Below are 17,077 nucleotides of genomic sequence, written 5' to 3' on the forward strand. Positions count from 1 at the left end.
GGGTCACCAGACCTGGCCCTGACGTTTCAACTCCAGGCGTCGCACGAACTCCTCCAGCACCAGGCCATACAAGTCGTCCTGCAAGTACGCATCCTCGATGCCCGCATCCAGGTTGGGGTTGTCGTTGACCTCGATCACCACCACCTTGTCACCGGACTGCTTGAGGTCGACGCCGTAGAGGCCATCGCCGATCAGGTTGGCGGTCTTCACCGCCAGCTCCACCACTGCCCTGGGCGCTTCATGGACCGCCAGGGTGCGGCATTCACCGTTGATGTCCTGGCCGATGGCCTTGTGGTTGTAGATCTGCCAATGGCCCTTGGACATGAAGTACTGGCAGGCAAAGATCGGCTTGCGGTTGAGCACGCCGATGCGCCAGTCGTACTCGGTGTAGAAGAATTCCTGGGCCAGCAACAGCACCGAATGCTCGAACAACTCGGCGGTGGCCTTGAGCAAAGCCTCCTGGCTTTCCACCTTGATCACGCCTCGGGAAAAGCATCCGTCAGGGATCTTCAGCACCAGCGGGAAGCCCAGGCGCTCGCCGACCCGTTCGAAGTCTTCCGGTCGTTCCTTGTACAGAATCTCGGTGGCGGGCATGCCCAGTTGGTGGCTGTTGAGCAAGTCGGTGAGGTAGACCTTGTTGGTACAGCGCAGGATCGACGCCGGATCGTCCATCACCACCAGGCCTTCGCTTTCGGCTTTCTTGGCAAAACGGTAGGTGTGGTTGTCGACGCTGGTGGTTTCGCGGATCAGCAAGGCGTCGTACTCGGCCAGGCGCGAATAGTCCTTGCGCTCGATCAACTCCACATCGATGCCCAGGCCCTTGCCCACGCGGATGAAATTATCCAATGCCTTGGCGTTGGACGGCGGCAACTGTTCCTGAGGATCGTGCAGGATGGCCAGGTCATAACGGGCCAGGCGACGTGAGCGCGGCTGGCGCCAGATCTTGCGGCTGAAGTTATCCAGCGCATGGGCGAATTGATCTTCCTGGTCATCGCGCAACTTGTGCAATACACCGGACTTGATCCCTTCGATATGCCAGCCGTTATTCCTTTTGAAATCAACTAACAGGATGGGACACGGGAACGCTTCAAATAACTGACGGGCCAGGTCCTGCAACGGTTCTATATTGGTCCGGCCGAAGTAAAGTGTCAGGGTAAAGCCTTCGGTATTGCTGTAAAGATGATGACTCAAGGCTTTATCGAGGGTTTTATCCAGGTCGTCCAGGGCCAGCCCGTACAGCGACTTCTTCGTCAGTTCGCTGATGGTGCGCACCGACGGAATCACCTTGTGCCCGCGGGCTTCGGCCAGCAGCGAGCAGTAATAACCGTGCCCCAGGTACTTGTAGCTGCGGCACAGGTTGATCACCTGCACACGCTTGCCAGTCTCGGTTTCCCGGGTCTGTTCCAGGTACTCCTGGGCGGTGACGATGTCTTCGCTGGGGAAGTAGGAGGCCCAATCTTCCTTGCGCTCGACAATGATCACGACTTGACGGGTTCCTTTGAGGGGGGCGAGAAAATAACCCTTGTCAGTTATTGTCGTCGCGACTGTTTGCTCCGATACTTCACGCCAATGACCTTGTACCGCCGACATAATAGTTGATCCGCTTTAGAGAACTCGACCTTTTCTATTAAGCACGATCATTTAGAGAAGTCCCGTTTCGTTACGCAACTTTTACGGCGGTCATATGGCTCTTTGCTTTCGCGTTGCAACCTCCAACGATGTGTCTGAACTGGTGGCACTGGAACAGCGCTGTTTCAGCAGCGACCGGCTGTCATCGCGCAGTTTCCAGTGGATGGTCAGCCGCGCCCACGGCCAGTTGCTGGTGGCGGAAAATGACCGGCAGTTACTCGGCTATGCGCTGGTGTTGTTTCGTCGGGGCGCCTGCTCGGCGCGCCTGTATTCGATTGCCATTGCCGAGCATGCACGCGGCATTGGCTTGGGCAAGCAGTTGCTGAACGGCGTGGAAGCTATCGCCGTGGCACAGGGCTACACCTGCATACGTCTGGAAGTACGCACCGACAACCCCGGCGCCCTCAACCTCTATGAGCGCAACGGTTATCGGCGCTTTGCCCTGATCAACGACTACTACGAAGACCACACTCCCGCCCTGCGCCTGGAAAAACACCTGTAGCAAGCCCGCTCACTACTTGCACGGATCAAGCTCGCACGGATCAAGCCACCTGTTTGATTGCCGCCTTGGCTTCAAGCTCTCGCACCAGCGGCAACACGCGCTTGCCGAAGTATTCGACTTCTTCCTGGAAGTGCAGGAACCCGGCGAGTACCAGGTCCACCCCCACCGCCTTGAGCGCAACGATGCGCTCGGCGATCTGCTGCGGCGTGCCGATCAGGTTGGTCTTGAAGCCATCGTTGTACTGCACCAGGTCCTCGAAGCTGGATTTGGCCCAGTTGCCCTCTCCCTCCGGCGACGCCTTGCCGGCCTGTTTCGCCGCATCGCCGAAGGCATTCACCGCTTCCGGGTCGGCCTTGTCGATGATCTCCGCCAGCACGGCGCGCGCTTCTTCCTCGGTGTCGCGGGCGATCACAAAGGCGTTGACGCCGACTTTGACCGAGTGGTTATTGGCTGCCGCCTTGGCACGGATGTCGTCGACCTGGGCCTTGATGCCTTCCGGGGTGTTGCCGTTGGTGAAGTACCAGTCCGACACCCGCGCCGCCATGTCCCGCGCCGCCCGCGAGCTGCCGCCCTGGAATACTTCGGGCTGGCCCAGCGGCTTGGGCTTGAGGGTGTAGTTGTTGAAGCGGTAGAAGTCGCCCTTGAAGGTGAAGTCATCCTGGGTCCAGATGCCCTTGAGGGCGCGGATGAACTCTTCGGAGCGGCGATAACGCTCGTCGTGCTCCAGCCAATGTTCGCCAATGGCCTGGAACTCACCCTTGAACCAACCGCTGACGATATTCACCGCGATACGGCCATTGGTGAGCTGGTCGATGGTTGCCAATTGTTTGGCCGCCAGTGCCGGCTGCCACGGGCCGGGCAGGATCGCGGCGATCACCTTGAGCTTGGTGGTCGCAGCCAGCAACGCATGACTGAATGCCACGGACTCATGCTGGTTTTCGGCGCCGTAGCCGGCGGTGAAGCGGATCTGGGTGAGGCCGTACTCGAAGCCGGCAGCCTCGGCCAGTTGCGCCAGCTTGCGGTTGTAGTCGATGCCCCAGTGGGTGCGTTGCTCGATTTTGCTGACCACCAGCCCACCGCTGACGTTGGGCACCCAGTAGGCAAATTTCACGGCGTGTTGAGTCATCGGACGGTACCTCGCACAAAAGGGATGTACCAGGGCTTGAGCAGCAAGCGTGCCAGGCCGGCGAAACGCCCAGGCCAGGCGGCTTGGGTCAACGACCCTATGGCGTCGCCAGTGTTTTGGATTGCGCTGGTTTGTCGATCCGCTGTTGCCAGGGCAACAGTGACCCGCTGTTTTTCCCCGGAAATACGCGCCCCGGCACCCGGCACGGACTGTGCAATCGCCTCTGCATCGATCACTGCCCAGGAGCCTCGCCATGACCGAACATCACGTCATCAACCCGCTGTCCACCGGCGTCGACTACCCCACGCTGGCGTCACGCTTTCGCCCGATCTTCCAGCGCATCGCCGAAGGCGCCGTAGCGCGCGAACACAGCCGCACCCTGCCCCATGAGCCGATCCAATGGCTCAAGGAGGCGGGGTTTGGCGCGGTGCGCGTACCGGTGGAATATGGCGGTGGCGGCGCGTCACTGCCGCAGTTGTTCGAATTGCTGATCGAACTGGCCGAAGCCGACTCCAACGTGCCCCAGGCCCTGCGCGGGCACTTCGCCTTTGCCGAAGACCGCCTGAATGCACCGCCCGGCGCCGGACGCGATGTGTGGTTCAAGCGATTTGTGGACGGCGATATCGTCGGCTGTGCCTGGACCGAGATCGGCAACGTGGCCATTGGCGACGTGGTCACCCAGGTCAGCCCCGACGGTGACCACTGGAAGCTCAACGGAGAAAAGTTCTATAGCACCGGCAGCATCTTCGCCGACTGGATCGATGTGTACGCCCAACGCAGCGACACCGGTGGCGACGTGATCGCCGCGACCCGCGCCCGTCAGCCTGGCGTGGAGCACAGTGACGACTGGGATGGCTTTGGCCAGCGCACCACTGGCAGCGGCACGTCACGCTTTACCGATGCGGTGGTGGACGCGGATAACGTCATCGACTTTGCCACGCGCTTCAAATACCAGACCGCGTTCTACCAACTGGTGCTGCTGGCCACCTTGGCGGGTATCGGCCGTGCGGCACTGCGCGATGTGGCGCATCAGGTGCGCAGCCGCAAGCGCATCTACAGCCATGGCAATGCGGCGCATGTCAGCCAGGATGCGCAGATTCAGCAGGTGGTGGGTGAAGTGGCGGCACTGGTGTATGCCGCCGAAGCGAGCGCGCTGAAGGCGACACTGCCCGCGCAACGGGCGTATGTGGCGCGATTCGGGGGCGATGATGCGGTAGAGCGCGAAGCCAATGTGGCGGCCGAGATTGAGTCGGCTACCGCACAGGTGGTGGTGTCGTCGTTGATTCAGCGAGCGACCAGCGAGTTGTTTAATGCGCTGGGGGCTTCGGATGTGCGCCAGGGTAAGGCGCTGGATCGGCATTGGCGGAATGCGCGGACGGTGTCGTCGCATAATCCGCTGATTTACAAGGCGCGGATTGTGGGGGATTGGGTGGTCAATGGGGCTGAGCCGCCGTTTGTCTGGCAGATTGGGAATGGGCCTGGCGTAGTGGGTTGAGGTTTTTGACTGTGTGTATATCCGTTATTTAGGTGATGGCGAAACCCTAAATAGCCGTTACCTAAACAACGGATGTGCCCCCAATCAGAAAGCCAGTTTATAGCCAATAGCCATGAGCATAACCGCCAAACACGGCCGCAGCACCCCATCCGGCAACTTCCCCGTCATATGACTACCGATATAGATCCCCGGCAACGACCCCATCAACAAAAACCCGAGCAGATGCCAATCCATATTGCCCATGCTGGCATGCCCCAACCCGGCTACCAGAGTCAGCGGCACCGCATGCGCAATCTCAGTCCCCACCAGCCGCCGCGTGGCCAGGAACGGATACAGAATAAACAACGCCACCGTCCCCAGCGCACCCGCGCCAATGGAGGTCAGCGCCACCATGGTGCCGAGGATCGCCCCTGTCACCACCGTCAGCGCATTCAGGTTGCGCGGGCTCATGTGATAGCTGTCGCCCGCATGCCGCTGGGCAAACGCCAACAGGCTTTTCTTGAACAGAATCGCCAACGCCGTCAGCAGCAGCACCACACCGAGCGCCTGCTTGATCACTGCATTCATGGCGCTGGGGTCAGTATGCAGGCTGGCCAGAAACCACAACGTCAGCAACACCGCCGGCACGCTGCCCAGGGTCAGCCAGCCGGTGATGGTCCAGTCGATGTTCTTGTTCTTGCTGTGCACCAGCACGCCACCGGACTTGGTGATAGCTGCGTACAACAGGTCGGTACCCACGGCAGTGGCCGGGTTGATGCCGAACCACAACAGGATCGGCGTCATCAACGAACCGCCGCCCACACCGGTCATGCCCACGATAAAACCCACGATCAGGCCGGCAACCACGAAACCAACATTACCCACATCCATTACAGCTACCTGCGGCCTTATAAATTTCTGGCCGCAGGATAGCGATTTTTCTTATAACGACTTATACCAATATGATCTGACTTTATGCCTTTTAGGCCAGTCGATGACAGACATAAGCCTGGGTCTGATACGGAAAGGCCACGGTATCCCGCCCCTTCAACGCCGGATGGGTGTCGATCAGCGCCTGCAATTGCGCGGTAACGCGGGCCTTGGGCTCATCGTCCAGCGCGGCAATAAAGCTCACCGAGAGAAAGCGATCCATGATCACCTCTTGAGGACTGCCGACATGGCTATAGGGGAAACAGGTGACTTCGGGCTGGGAAAAATACTTGCCGCTGAACGCGTCACGCCAGCGACCGGTATGAAAGCGCGGCGTATCGCCCTCGTACGGGGTGATGATGTCGGTGATCGCGGCGACCCAATCCACCGATTCGTCTCGCACATTCCACACCAGGCCAAGGCGACCATCGGGCTTGAGCACGCGATGGATTTCCGCCAGGGCCGCCTCGGTGGAAAACCAGTGGAAGGCCTGGGCGCACACCACTGCATCGGCGCTGGCGGCTGGCAACGGGATGGATTCAGCGGTGCCATTGAGCAGACGCACCTCCGGCATCAGTCGGGTCAACTGCGCGCCCATCGCCGCCACCGGCTCGACCGCGATCAGGGTCGGTGCCAGGGCGCTGAGCAAGCGGGTGAACTTGCCAGTGCCGGCGCCCAGGTCAATCACGCTGGACTGCGCGCTGATGCGCAATGTGTCGGCCAGCCAGCCGGTGAGTTGCCTCGGATAATCCGGCCGCCCCTGGGCATAGGTGACGGCCTGGGTAGAGAAACCTTGTTGAGCAGACGTGTGCACACCAGTCATTGCCAATCTCTCCTCGGGTAAAGCGGGGGAATAGTGTGCGCCTTCCCTGGCCAATTTTCTAATCGACAGTGGGCAACCACACTCGGAACCGCGCCCCGCCCAATGGCGACGCCAACGCCGTCAAGGTGCCGCCCTGGGCTTCCAGGGCGCGTCGGCTGATGGCCAGGCCCAGGCCGAAACCGCCGGTGGCGCGATCACGGCTGCGGTCCAGGCGGTAGAACGGTTCGAAGATGCGTTCACGCTGGTCAAGCGGGATGCCGATGCCATCATCGTCCACCCAGATTTCACACCCCTTGGCGCAGACCTTTACGCCGACCTGAATGCGCTTGTCGCAGTAACGTGTGGCGTTGCGCAGCAGGTTTTGCAAAGCGCGGGCGGTGAGGCGCGGGTCGAGGCTGAAGCGCTCCACGGCACAGTCGAGCGCGACATCGATGACGATCTCGGGATTTTCCAGTTCGTCGTCGACGCTGCCCAGCACGCTGTCGATAAACTCATCGAGCACCACCTCGACCCGCTCTGGCAGTTGCGCCGGGTTTTGCAGGCGGCTGTAGGACAGTAGCTCCAACACCAGCTCATCCAGCTCGCGGATATGTGCTACCAGGCCGTGCAGGCGTTCGCGGCTGGCCTCGGGCAAATCTTCGGACAACGCCAGGGCCAGGCCGAAATCCAGGCGCGTGAGCGGTGTGCGCAGTTCATGGGAAACGGCGTTGAGCAGATCGCGCTGTTGGTTGAGCAGGTGCTCGATGTCGTCGGCCATGGCGTCGAACACCGACGCCAGGCTGCCGATGCTGGAACTGGCCGGAAGACCGGTGCGTTCGGCCAGGTTACCCTGGCCCAGTTGCCCGGCGGTGCTTTTCAGGCGTTCCAGGTCGCGCCAGTGCGGACGCAGCCATATGAGCAGGCAGGCCAGCAGCGCGGCGACGATCAGCACGTTGATCGCCCAATACAGCACGTTCATGTCCATGGGGTCGGGCGGAATGGTCAGCTTGACCACGAACTGCTCATTGATCGGCGAGCTGATCTGCTCCATCCAGCCCCATTCGCCCAGGCGCACCACCGACTTGCCCTGCTCCAGCAGCTGTTCTTCCGCCGGGGTGTAGCTGGCGTCCTGGCGCAACAGCAATTGCACTTTCAGCGGCGCAAAATCGCGGCCCAGTTGCTCGGTCACCTGTGACCAACGCTCTACCGGCGCCCGCTGATATTGCTTGACGATCAGCTTTTGCTGGCCGCGGGTCTGCTCGATGTTGTAGTTCATGTAGCGGTGTTCGAACAGCTGGATCACCAACGAAGGGATCAAATAGATCGCCAGGCTGTAGGTGACGATGGTGATCAGGTAGAGGCGCAGCAATACACGAAACATGGCTCAGCATTCCCACTCGGAACGGCTGAACAGGTAGCCCTTGCCCCACACCGTCTTGATCTTGCGCGCCTCGCCGGCGTTGTCGTCGAACTTGCGACGCAGCTTGGAGATGGCCACGTCCACCGAGCGGTCGGTGCCGTTGAACTCGATGCCGCGCAGGCGTTGCAGGATCTGGTCGCGGCTGAGCACTTCACCGGCATGCCGCGCCAGCACCACCAGCAGGTTGTATTCGCCGCTGGACAACTCCACCGCCTGATCGCGCCAGGTCACGGTGCGCTCCGACAGGTCGATGCACAGGTTGCCCATGATGATCTGGTCGTTGGCCACCTGGGGCTCGGACAGGCTGCTGCGACGTAGCAAGGTGCGCACACGGGCGAGCAGTACACGTGGCTCGCAGGGCTTGGTCACGTAGTCGTCGGCGCCCATTTCCAGGCCCAGCACCTGGTCGTGGCTGTCATCGCGGGCGGTGAGCATCAGGATCGGCAGGCCCGCCGAGTCGGCACGCAGCAGGCGGCACACCTGCAGGCCGTCGAGGCCGGGCAGCATCAGGTCGAGGATCACCAGGTCCGGCGGGTTCAGGCGTGCGCGCTCACGGACATGGTCGCCACGGCTGAGCACATTGACGTGGTAGCCATTGCGTTCCAGGTAGCTGGCAATCAGCTCGGAGAGTGCGGCGTCGTCTTCCACCAGGAGGATGTTGGGCATAAAGGTGTTTCCAGAAAATACAGTTGTTGGTCGTACACAAATCCCATGTGGGAGGGGGCTTGCCCTCGATAGCGGTGGCTCAGTGAAGCGTATTTCGACTGATACACCGCTATCGGGGGCAAGCCCCCTCCCACATGGCATCTCCATGTTTGCAGGATTGTGCAAGGATATACGCCCCCGGCGCCCCGCGCGCCGCACCTTACATTTCTTCACACACGAGCTACACAGCTTCACAGCACCACGGCGCAGGTGACTTTAGGATGCGCCAGTCAATATTGGGATAAGAGCATGTCGAAGAATCTGTTTGCGCCATTTTGCCTGCTGGCCCTCACCCTGGCCCTGAGCGCGTGTGGCGACTCCGCCGCCGAAGCGCCGCAAATGCCCCTGGCCAAAGTGCGCATCGAAACCCTGGAAGCCAAGCCCCTGTCGATCAGCAGCGAACTGAGCGGGCGCATTGCCGCGCCGCGCATCGCCGAAGTGCGCGCAAGGGTCGCCGGGGTGGTGATGCAACGGGTGTTCAAGGAAGGCCATGACGTGAAACAGGGTGACGTGCTGTTTCGCATCGACCCCGCGCCCTTCAAGGCCGACCTCGACAGCGCCCAGGCCAACCTGAGCAAGGCCGAGGCGGATGCGTTCAAGGCGCGCCTGCAGGAGCAGCGCTACAGCCAATTGGTGGAAGGCAACGCCATCAGCGGCCAGGACTACGACAACGCCCGCGCCGCCGTACGCCAGACCAACGCCGAAGTGGCCGCCAACAAGGCAGCCGTGGAACGCGCCCGCTTGAACCTGGGTTATGCCACTGTGACCGCACCGATTTCCGGGCGCATCGGCCGGGCGCTGGTGACGGAAGGCGCGCTGGTCGGGCAGAACGAGGCCACGCCGCTGGCGATCATCCAGCAACTGGACCCGATCCATGCCGACCTGACCCAGTCCAACCGCGAGCTGAACGACCTGCGCCGTGCCTTCCGTGCCGGCAGCCTGAAGCAAGTCGGCCAGGACCAGGCCAAGGCCACCCTGATCGAGGACGACGGCAGCCTGTACCCACTGCCGGGCAAGTTGCTGTTCGCCGAGATCAGCGTCGACCCGGGCACCGGGCAGATCATCCTGCGCAGCGAGTTCCCCAACCCGGACCTCGACCTGCTGCCCGGCAGCTTTGTACGGGTGCGCCTGGAGCAAGCCGTCGACAAGCAAGGCATCAGCGTGCCGCAACGCGCCATCACCCGTGACAGCGCCGGTATCCCGATGGTCTTGCTGCTGGACGCCGAGCAGACCGTGAGCCAGCAGCCGGTGGAGTTGGGCGCGGTGGTCAACGATCGCTGGATCGTCAGCAGCGGCCTAAAAGCCGGTGACCGCATCATCGTCGAAGGCCTGCAGCACGCGCGCCCCGGTGAAAAAGTTGAAGTGGACGACAGCCCGCTCGTAAAGGAATAACCCGCCATGCCGCAGTTCTTTATTGACCGCCCGATCTTCGCCTGGGTGGTCGCCCTGTTTATCCTGCTGGCCGGTCTGCTGGCGATCCCGCAACTGCCGGTGGCGCAGTACCCCAACGTCGCGCCGCCGAAAGTAGAGATCTACGCGGTGTACCCCGGTGCGTCGGCGCAGACCCTGGATGAAAGCGTGGTGAGCCTGATCGAGCAGGAGCTCAACGGCGCCGATCACCTGCTGTATTTCGAATCCCAGAGCAGCCTGGGTTCGGCCACCATCACCGCCACCTTCCAACCGGGCACCAACCCGGAAATGGCCCAGGTCGATGTGCAGAACCGCCTCAAAGCGGTCGAGCCGCGCCTGCCGCAAGCCGTTACCCAGCAAGGCTTGCAGGTGGAGAAAGTCTCTGCCGGCTTCCTGCTGCTGGTGACCCTCACGTCCAACGACGGCAAGCTCGATGACGTGGCGCTCAGCGACTACCTGGCGCGTAACGTGATGAACGAGCTCAAGCGTCTGGACGGTGTGGGCAAGGCCCAGCTGTACGGCGCCGAGCGTGCCATGCGGATCTGGATCGACCCGCAGAAGCTGATCGGTTTCAACCTCACGCCGGCCGATGTGAACGCGGCGATCAGCGCGCAGAACGCCCAGGTCTCGGCGGGCAGCATCGGTGACTTGCCGGGTACCAATACCCAGGAAATCACCGCGGCGATCCTGGTCAAGGGCCAGTTGTCGACGCCGGCCGAGTTCGCCGACATCGTGCTAAAGGCCAACCCGGACGGTTCCACCGTGCGCATCGGCGATGTGGCGCGGGTGGAAGTCGGCAGCCAGGAATACCAGTTCTCCACGCGCCTGAACGGCAAGCCGTCCACCGCCGTCAGCGTGCAGTTGTCGCCTGGCGCCAACGCGTTGAGCACCGCCACCCTGGTGCGAGCCAAGATGGACGAGCTGTCGCGCTATTTCCCGGCCAACGTGGAGTACAAGATCCCGTATGACACCTCGCCCTTCGTCAAGGTCTCGATCACCAAGGTGGTCTACACCCTGCTTGAGGCAATGGCGCTGGTGTTCGCGGTGATGTTCCTGTTCCTGCAGAACGTGCGCTACACGCTGATCCCGACGCTGGTGGTGCCGATTGCGCTGATGGGCACTTTTGCCACCATGTTGCTGCTGGGCTTTTCGATCAACGTGCTGACCATGTTCGGCATGGTGCTGGCTATCGGCATCTTGGTGGACGACGCGATTGTGGTGGTGGAAAACGTCGAGCGGATCATGGCCACCGAGGGCCTGTCGCCCAAGGAAGCGACGAAAAAGGCCATGGGCCAGATCACCGGCGCCATCATCGGCATCACCCTGGTGCTGGTGGCGGTGTTCCTGCCGATGGCGTTCATGGCCGGCTCTGTGGGGGTGATCTACCAGCAATTCTCGCTGTCGATGGCCACCTCGATCCTGTTCTCGGCGTTTCTCGCTCTGACCTTGACCCCGGCCCTGTGCGCCACCTTGCTCAAGCCGATCCCCAAGGGCGAGCACCATGCCAAGGGCGGCTTCTTCGGCTGGTTCAACCAGCGTTTTGAAAGCCTCACCGACCGCTATGAAGGCTGGGTAGCCTATGCCCTCAAGCGCAGCGGCCGCTACCTGCTGATCTACCTGGTGTTGCTGGTGGGCCTGGGCTGGATGTTCAGCCGCCTGCCCTCCTCGTTCTTGCCGGTGGAAGACCAGGGCTACACCATCACCGATATCCAGTTGCCGCCGGGTGCGAGCAAGAACCGCACGGTGCAGGTGGCCGAGCAGATCGAAGCGCACAACGCCGAAGAGCCTGGGGTGGGTGATACCACCATGATCATGGGCTTCAGCTTCTCCGGTTCGGGGCAGAACGCAGCGCTGGCGTTTACCACGCTCAAGGATTGGTCGCAGCGCAGCAGCGATGACTCCGCATCGTCGATTGCCGACCGCGCCAACATGGCCTTCAGCGAACTGAAAGATGCAGTCGCCTACGCCATCCTGCCGCCTCCAGTGGACGGCCTTGGCACGTCCAGCGGCTTCGAGTTCCGCCTGCAAGACCGGGGTGGCGTCGGCCATGCCGCACTGATGGCGGCGCGTACTGAATTGCTGGCCGCCGCCGAGAAAAGCCCGATCCTGGCCAACGTGCGCGAAAGCGCCCTGGCCGAAGCACCGCAAGTGCAGCTGGAAGTGGACCGCAAGCAGGCCAACGCCCTGGGCGTGTCGTTTGCCGACGTCGGCAACGTGCTGTCCTCGGCCATCGGTTCGGCCTATATCAACGACTTCCCCAACCAGGGCCGCATGCAGCGGGTGGTGGTGCAGGCCGAAGGCGACCAACGCAGCCAGGTGGCGGACTTGATGAAGATCAACGTGCGCAACAACGCCGGCAAGATGGTGCCCCTGTCCGCCTTTGTCGAAGCCAGATGGACCCAGGGCCCGACCCAGCTGACCCGCTATAACGGCTACCCGGCCATCGCGATTTCCGGCGAAGCCGCTCCAGGGCACAGTACCGGTGAGGCCATGGACGAGATCCAACGCCTGGTCAGCCAATTGCCCGCCGGCCTGGGCCAGGAATGGACCGGGTTGTCGTTGCAGGAGCGCTTGTCCGGCTCCCAGGCGCCGTTGCTGTTGGGCTTGTCGTTGCTGATCGTGTTCCTGTGCCTGGCGGCGCTGTATGAAAGCTGGTCGATCCCGACCTCGGTGCTGCTGGTGGTGCCGCTGGGTGTGCTGGGCGCGGTACTGGCCGTGGCCTTGCGGGGCATGCCCAACGATGTGTTCTTCAAGGTCGGCCTGATCACCATCATCGGCCTGTCGGCGAAGAACGCGATCCTGATCATCGAATTCGCCAAGGACCTCTACGACCAGGGTGAAGACCTGATGAGCGCCACCCTGAAGGCTGCGCGCTTGCGCTTGCGCCCGATCATCATGACCTCGCTGGCGTTCATCCTCGGCGTGGTGCCGTTGGCGATTGCCACCGGCGCCAGTTCCGCCAGCCAGCAAGCGATTGGTACCGGCGTGATCGGCGGGATGATCACCGCGACACTGGCGGTGGTGTTTGTGCCGGTGTTTTTTGTGGTGGTGATAAAGTTGGTTAAAAAGCGCCGCGACTGATCGACGTCAACCGACGCAAGCCCACTGAAAAGAGCCCTTACAAACTGTCAATGTTGACAGTTTCGCAGGGTTCTTTTTCGTTTTAGTGTGCCTTTGTTCAATCCGAACGATCAGTAAAGAGAAGCTTCCCATGAGCGAACACTCAGGCTTACTGCTTTCCAACGGGTACCTGGCGGTAGGCATTGGAAACAGTTTTTTTGTCAGCGAAGACTTAACAGTAATCCATACGAGCCAATTGCTGCGTATTGAGGCACCGGGCACTGGAAACTCAGCCGGAGAATTCATCATCACGGTCAATAACCCTGGGAATGGTGGAACAGCCATACCGGTTGGTCCTGGCAACCCTTCGCAGCTCACCTACGAACGGTACGGCTATCCTACCCGCCATGCCGGTAGCGGAAGCATAACCTTCGTGTGGGACCCTACACATAAAATGCTTGATGCGACGTTTGAAGCCATCTTGGTTCCTGTCGCGCACTACCCCGCAGTCAAACTCACGGACGGCGCCATCCGTTACGTTGAATAAGCACGGCTGTAACCGCCATGTTTGATGGCCAGGACGTGCAACTGACAAAAAGGAGTGTTCGACGCAGTCAGTCAGGGACTAAAGAATGCGCTATGGTGCTCGCAGAGACATTTCATTGTGAGCCGCCATGCCGTTCCTCGCCCGCACCCACCCTCGCCTCTCCGCCGCCGCCGTGCTGGGTATTGCCGTGGGCATCCTGGCGCCGGCAGACACCGTCGTCAGCAAAATCCTCATCGGCTGGAATGCCGGGGTCTGGACCTACCTGGTACTGATGCTATGGCTGACCCGGCGGGCCAAGGCCGAGGATGTGAAGCGCATCGCCGAAATCGAAGATGAAAATGCCGGGCTGGTGCTGTTCACGGTGTGCATCGCCGCTCTCGCCAGCCTGGCAACCATCACCTTCGAACTGGTGGGCAGCAAAGACCTGGCCACCTCGGAACGCCTGCTGCACTACGGTTTCACCGGGCTGACAGTGATCGGTTCGTGGTTGCTGATCGGGGTGATCTTCAGCGTGCATTACGCGCGCCTTTATTACACCTGGGACGGCAAGGAGCCGGCGCTGCGCTTTGCCGAAGGTTTGCAGACCCCCAACTATTGGGACTTCCTGTACTTTTCCTTCACCATCGGCGTGGCGGTGCAGACCTCTGATGTCGGGGTTGCCACCCGAGGCATGCGCAAGGTAGTGCTGGGTCAATCATTGATCGGGTTTCTGTTCAACACGGCGATCCTGGGGTTCTCGATCAATATCGCCGCTGGCTTATTCGGTTGAGGCTGCACAAACCTTCTAGACGCTTATGCCCAGCTGGGCGCTAATTACCTCACCTATTCCGCCTCGGTGTTTTATGGCCGCGCACAATTGGATCGACCTGTCCCAGGACGCCGACACCGGCATCGAGACCCTGCGCGCGCATTTCGAAGGCCATGCGTACGACCCGCATTGGCACGACAGCTACCTGATCGGCGTGACCGAGCAAGGCGTGCAGCAATTCAACTGCCGCCGTACCCGCCACAACAGCGTGCCCGGCCAGGTGTTTCTGGTGGAGCCCGGCGAACTTCATGACGGCGACGCACCCACCGCAGACGGCTTTACCTACCACATGCTCTACCTCGACCCACAGTGGTTGGCGCGGGAGGTGAGCGCGGTGTTTGAAGAGGCACCACTCGATAGCCAACTGAGTTTCGCCAATACCTTGACCAGCGACCCGCGCCTGGCCATCGCCACCACTCAAGCTTTCCAGACCCTGCACGGCGGCGAACTGCGCATCGTGCGCCAGCGCGCCATGGACCATCTGTTGGAGCGCCTCACCGGCCAACTCTACTGGCGCACCCGCTACCGCGAAGACCCGCGACTGCCACTTGTTGCGCACAAGGCGCGGGAATACCTGCACGCTCATCTGCACGTGGATGTGGGCATGGACGAACTGGCCCTGGCCTGCGGCGTCGACCGCTTCCGCCTGACCCGTGCGTTCAAGAGCGCATTTGGCCTGCCCCCTCACGCCTATCTGGTGCAACTGCGTCTGGCCCGCGCCCGTCATTTTCTGACCAGGGGCGAACAACCGGCGGACGTCGCGATTGCCCTGGGCTTTGCCGACCAGAGCCACTTGGGGCGTTGGTTTGTACGCGCCTACGGCCTCACACCTGCGGCCTACCGCAAGCGCTGCTCAAATCTTCCAGACAGGTAGCAAGCGGGCTTGTGAAGATCGACTCCATCGATTGGTTTATTGGAGTCTGCCGTCATGTTGCCGTTTATGTTGTTCGCCTTTGTGGCGTCGATCACCCCCGGCCCCACCAACATCCTGGTGCTGAGCAACAGCGCACGTCATGGCTTCAAGGCGGCCTTGCCGATCATTCTGGGTGCCTGCGCAGGTGCTGCGGGCCTGGTGTTGGTGGTGGGCAGCGGGTTTGGCCAGTCGTTGGTGCATGTGCCCAAGGTGCAAATGGCCATGCAATGGATCGGCATCGCCTGGTTGAGTTACCTGGCCTGGCAGATCTTCAGCGCGCCCGCCCAAGCCATCCACGTGCAAGCCAGCGAAAAGCCCCTTGGCCTGATCGGCGCCGCCAGCCTGCAGTTGATCAACCCGAAAACCTGGATGATGGCCCTGGCGGTGGTCAGCGTATTCGCTGACAACGGTGCTGAGCGCCAGAGCCAAGTGGTGTACCTGTCCCTAGTATTTTTCCTGATATCGCTGCCGTGCCTGGGCACTTGGGCGTTGCTGGGCGTGGGGTCGGCACGGCTGTTTCGTTCGGCCAGGGCGATGCAACGTTTCAACCGGGGCATGGCGCTGTTGCTGCTGGTGGCGACTTGGCTGAGTGTGGTGATTTGACGCACCGGCCATCCGACTTTGTCCGACAACAGCTTGACGACTTTCCTCATTTGATGGTTTCCTGAAACCGGTTTCAGTCATTCCAATAAAAACAGAAGGTCGATGACCGTGAACACTTTTTCCGCCGCCCAGCGCAGCCGCGTGACCATGCTCGACGTGGCCCAACACGCCGGCGTGTCCAAAGCCAGCGTGTCGCGCTTTATCGGCGACGACCGCGCCCTGCTCTCCGATGCCATCGCCCGGCGCATCGAACAGGCCATCGACGAACTCGGCTACCGCCCCAACCAGATGGCCCGTGGTTTGAAGCGCGGGCGCACGCGCCTGATCGGCATGCTGGTAGCCGATATCCGCAACCCCTATTCCATTGCCGTGATGCACGGCGCCGAGACCGCCTGCCGCCAGCACGGCTACAGCCTGGTGGTGTGCAACACCGACCGCGATGACGAACAGGAGCGCCAGCACCTGGCGGCGTTGCGTTCGTACAACATCGAAGGGCTGATCGTGAATACCCTCGGCCATCACTTGGACCAATTGCTGGAACTGCAACGGGAAATGCCCCTGGTGCTGGTGGACCGCAAGGTCGAGCCGCTGCACAGCGATCTGGTCGGCCTGGACAACCCGGCGGCGGTGCGTATGGCTGTAGAACATCTGGAGCGACAGGGTTACCGCGATGTGCTGATGGTCAGTGAAGCCACCGATGGCACCAGTTCGCGCCTGGAGCGCCTGGACAGTTTCAAGGCTGAAATCGCCAGCCGCCCGGCATTGACCGGCGCTGTGCTGGCGTTGGATGAAACACTGCAACAACACCTGCACACCTTTCTTGCCAAGCCTGGCCCCAAGGCACTGTTCTGTGCCAACGGCGTGGCGGCGCTGGCCTGCACCCGTGCGCTGAAGAACCTGGGTTGCAACCTGTTCGACGACATCGGCCTGATCGCCCTGGATGACCTGGACTGGTATCCGCTGGTAGGCACGGGTATTACCGCCCTCGCCCAACCGACCGCATCCATCGGTGCAACGGCATTCGATTGCCTGCTCAAGCGCCTGCGCGGCGATACCGAGCCAACACGTACCCTGGATTTCCTGCCCGAGCTGATCGTCCGTGGTTCGACCCGGCCCCTCTAAAAAATTTTGAACAAAAATGAAACCGG

The 17,077-nt window shown here is 61.5% G+C and carries 14 protein-coding genes and 1 pseudogene; 9 read left to right on the forward strand and 6 right to left on the reverse strand.

What is annotated here, in order from left to right:
• Positions 1 to 3: 3 nt before the first annotated feature.
• Positions 4 to 1,590 carry a RimK family protein gene (locus tag K5K89_RS17135; RefSeq protein WP_261400672.1) on the reverse strand — a complete coding sequence of 529 codons (1,587 nt, stop codon included), beginning with the start codon at positions 1,588 to 1,590 and terminating at the stop codon, positions 4 to 6.
• A 94-nt stretch (positions 1,591 to 1,684) separates the two neighbouring features.
• Here K5K89_RS17135 and K5K89_RS17140 point away from each other — a divergent pair.
• Positions 1,685 to 2,128: pseudogene (locus K5K89_RS17140) on the forward strand (GNAT family N-acetyltransferase); the annotation flags it as partial.
• 43 nt (positions 2,129 to 2,171) lie between these two features.
• Here K5K89_RS17140 and sfnG read toward each other — a convergent pair.
• Positions 2,172 to 3,257, reverse strand: a complete 1,086-nt coding sequence (gene sfnG, locus K5K89_RS17145) for a dimethylsulfone monooxygenase SfnG (RefSeq protein ID WP_071490612.1) — start codon at positions 3,255 to 3,257, stop codon at positions 2,172 to 2,174.
• A 253-nt stretch (positions 3,258 to 3,510) separates the two neighbouring features.
• Here sfnG and K5K89_RS17150 point away from each other — a divergent pair, with 253 nt between their 5' ends.
• On the forward strand, positions 3,511 to 4,752 hold the full coding sequence (locus K5K89_RS17150) for an acyl-CoA dehydrogenase family protein (RefSeq protein ID WP_222539875.1): 1,242 nt from the start codon (positions 3,511 to 3,513) through the stop codon (positions 4,750 to 4,752).
• Between the two features lie 84 nt (positions 4,753 to 4,836).
• Here K5K89_RS17150 and K5K89_RS17155 read toward each other — a convergent pair whose 3' ends face one another.
• From K5K89_RS17155 to K5K89_RS17170, 4 genes are all read right to left on the reverse strand, one after another.
• The gene (locus K5K89_RS17155) at positions 4,837 to 5,622 is read right to left on the reverse strand and encodes a sulfite exporter TauE/SafE family protein (RefSeq protein WP_222539876.1); all 786 of its coding nucleotides are present in this window, start codon (positions 5,620 to 5,622) and stop codon (positions 4,837 to 4,839) included.
• A gap of 91 nt (positions 5,623 to 5,713) precedes the next feature.
• Positions 5,714 to 6,484, reverse strand: a complete 771-nt coding sequence (locus K5K89_RS17160) for a class I SAM-dependent methyltransferase (RefSeq protein ID WP_222539877.1) — start codon at positions 6,482 to 6,484, stop codon at positions 5,714 to 5,716.
• 58 nt (positions 6,485 to 6,542) lie between these two features.
• A complete protein-coding gene (locus tag K5K89_RS17165) occupies positions 6,543 to 7,844 on the reverse strand; it encodes an ATP-binding protein (RefSeq protein ID WP_071490616.1) in 1,302 nt (433 codons plus the stop codon).
• A gap of 3 nt (positions 7,845 to 7,847) precedes the next feature.
• Positions 7,848 to 8,549, reverse strand: coding sequence for a response regulator transcription factor (locus K5K89_RS17170; RefSeq protein WP_058424857.1), 702 nt, complete (start codon positions 8,547 to 8,549; stop codon positions 7,848 to 7,850).
• Between the two features lie 288 nt (positions 8,550 to 8,837).
• Here K5K89_RS17170 and K5K89_RS17175 point away from each other — a divergent pair, with 288 nt between their 5' ends.
• From K5K89_RS17175 to K5K89_RS17205, 7 genes are all read left to right on the forward strand, one after another.
• Entirely contained in the window at positions 8,838 to 9,980 is a 1,143-nt protein-coding gene (locus tag K5K89_RS17175) for an efflux RND transporter periplasmic adaptor subunit (protein WP_058424858.1), read from the forward strand.
• Between the two features lie 6 nt (positions 9,981 to 9,986).
• Positions 9,987 to 13,079, forward strand: a complete 3,093-nt coding sequence (locus tag K5K89_RS17180) for an efflux RND transporter permease subunit (RefSeq protein ID WP_222539878.1) — start codon at positions 9,987 to 9,989, stop codon at positions 13,077 to 13,079.
• 130 nt (positions 13,080 to 13,209) lie between these two features.
• The gene (locus tag K5K89_RS17185; RefSeq protein ID WP_222539879.1) at positions 13,210 to 13,605 is read left to right on the forward strand and encodes a hypothetical protein; all 396 of its coding nucleotides are present in this window, start codon (positions 13,210 to 13,212) and stop codon (positions 13,603 to 13,605) included.
• 127 nt (positions 13,606 to 13,732) lie between these two features.
• Complete coding sequence (locus K5K89_RS17190; RefSeq protein ID WP_078048145.1) at positions 13,733 to 14,374, forward strand: DUF1345 domain-containing protein; 642 nt, start codon at positions 13,733 to 13,735, stop codon at positions 14,372 to 14,374.
• 73 nt (positions 14,375 to 14,447) lie between these two features.
• On the forward strand, positions 14,448 to 15,287 hold the full coding sequence (locus tag K5K89_RS17195; RefSeq protein ID WP_222539880.1) for an AraC family transcriptional regulator: 840 nt from the start codon (positions 14,448 to 14,450) through the stop codon (positions 15,285 to 15,287).
• 54 nt (positions 15,288 to 15,341) lie between these two features.
• Positions 15,342 to 15,929 (forward strand): LysE family translocator, encoded by a 588-nt coding sequence (locus K5K89_RS17200; protein ID WP_100490914.1) that lies wholly within the window; start codon positions 15,342 to 15,344, stop codon positions 15,927 to 15,929.
• A gap of 108 nt (positions 15,930 to 16,037) precedes the next feature.
• Positions 16,038 to 17,051: a LacI family DNA-binding transcriptional regulator gene (locus K5K89_RS17205; RefSeq protein ID WP_315901957.1), complete on the forward strand. Its 1,014-nt coding sequence runs from the start codon at positions 16,038 to 16,040 to the stop codon at positions 17,049 to 17,051.
• Positions 17,052 to 17,077 lie beyond the last annotated feature (26 nt).

The sequence above is a fragment of the Pseudomonas sp. DR208 genome, from assembly GCF_019823005.1.
In the GTDB taxonomy this organism is placed as follows: domain Bacteria; phylum Pseudomonadota; class Gammaproteobacteria; order Pseudomonadales; family Pseudomonadaceae; genus Aquipseudomonas; species Aquipseudomonas extremorientalis.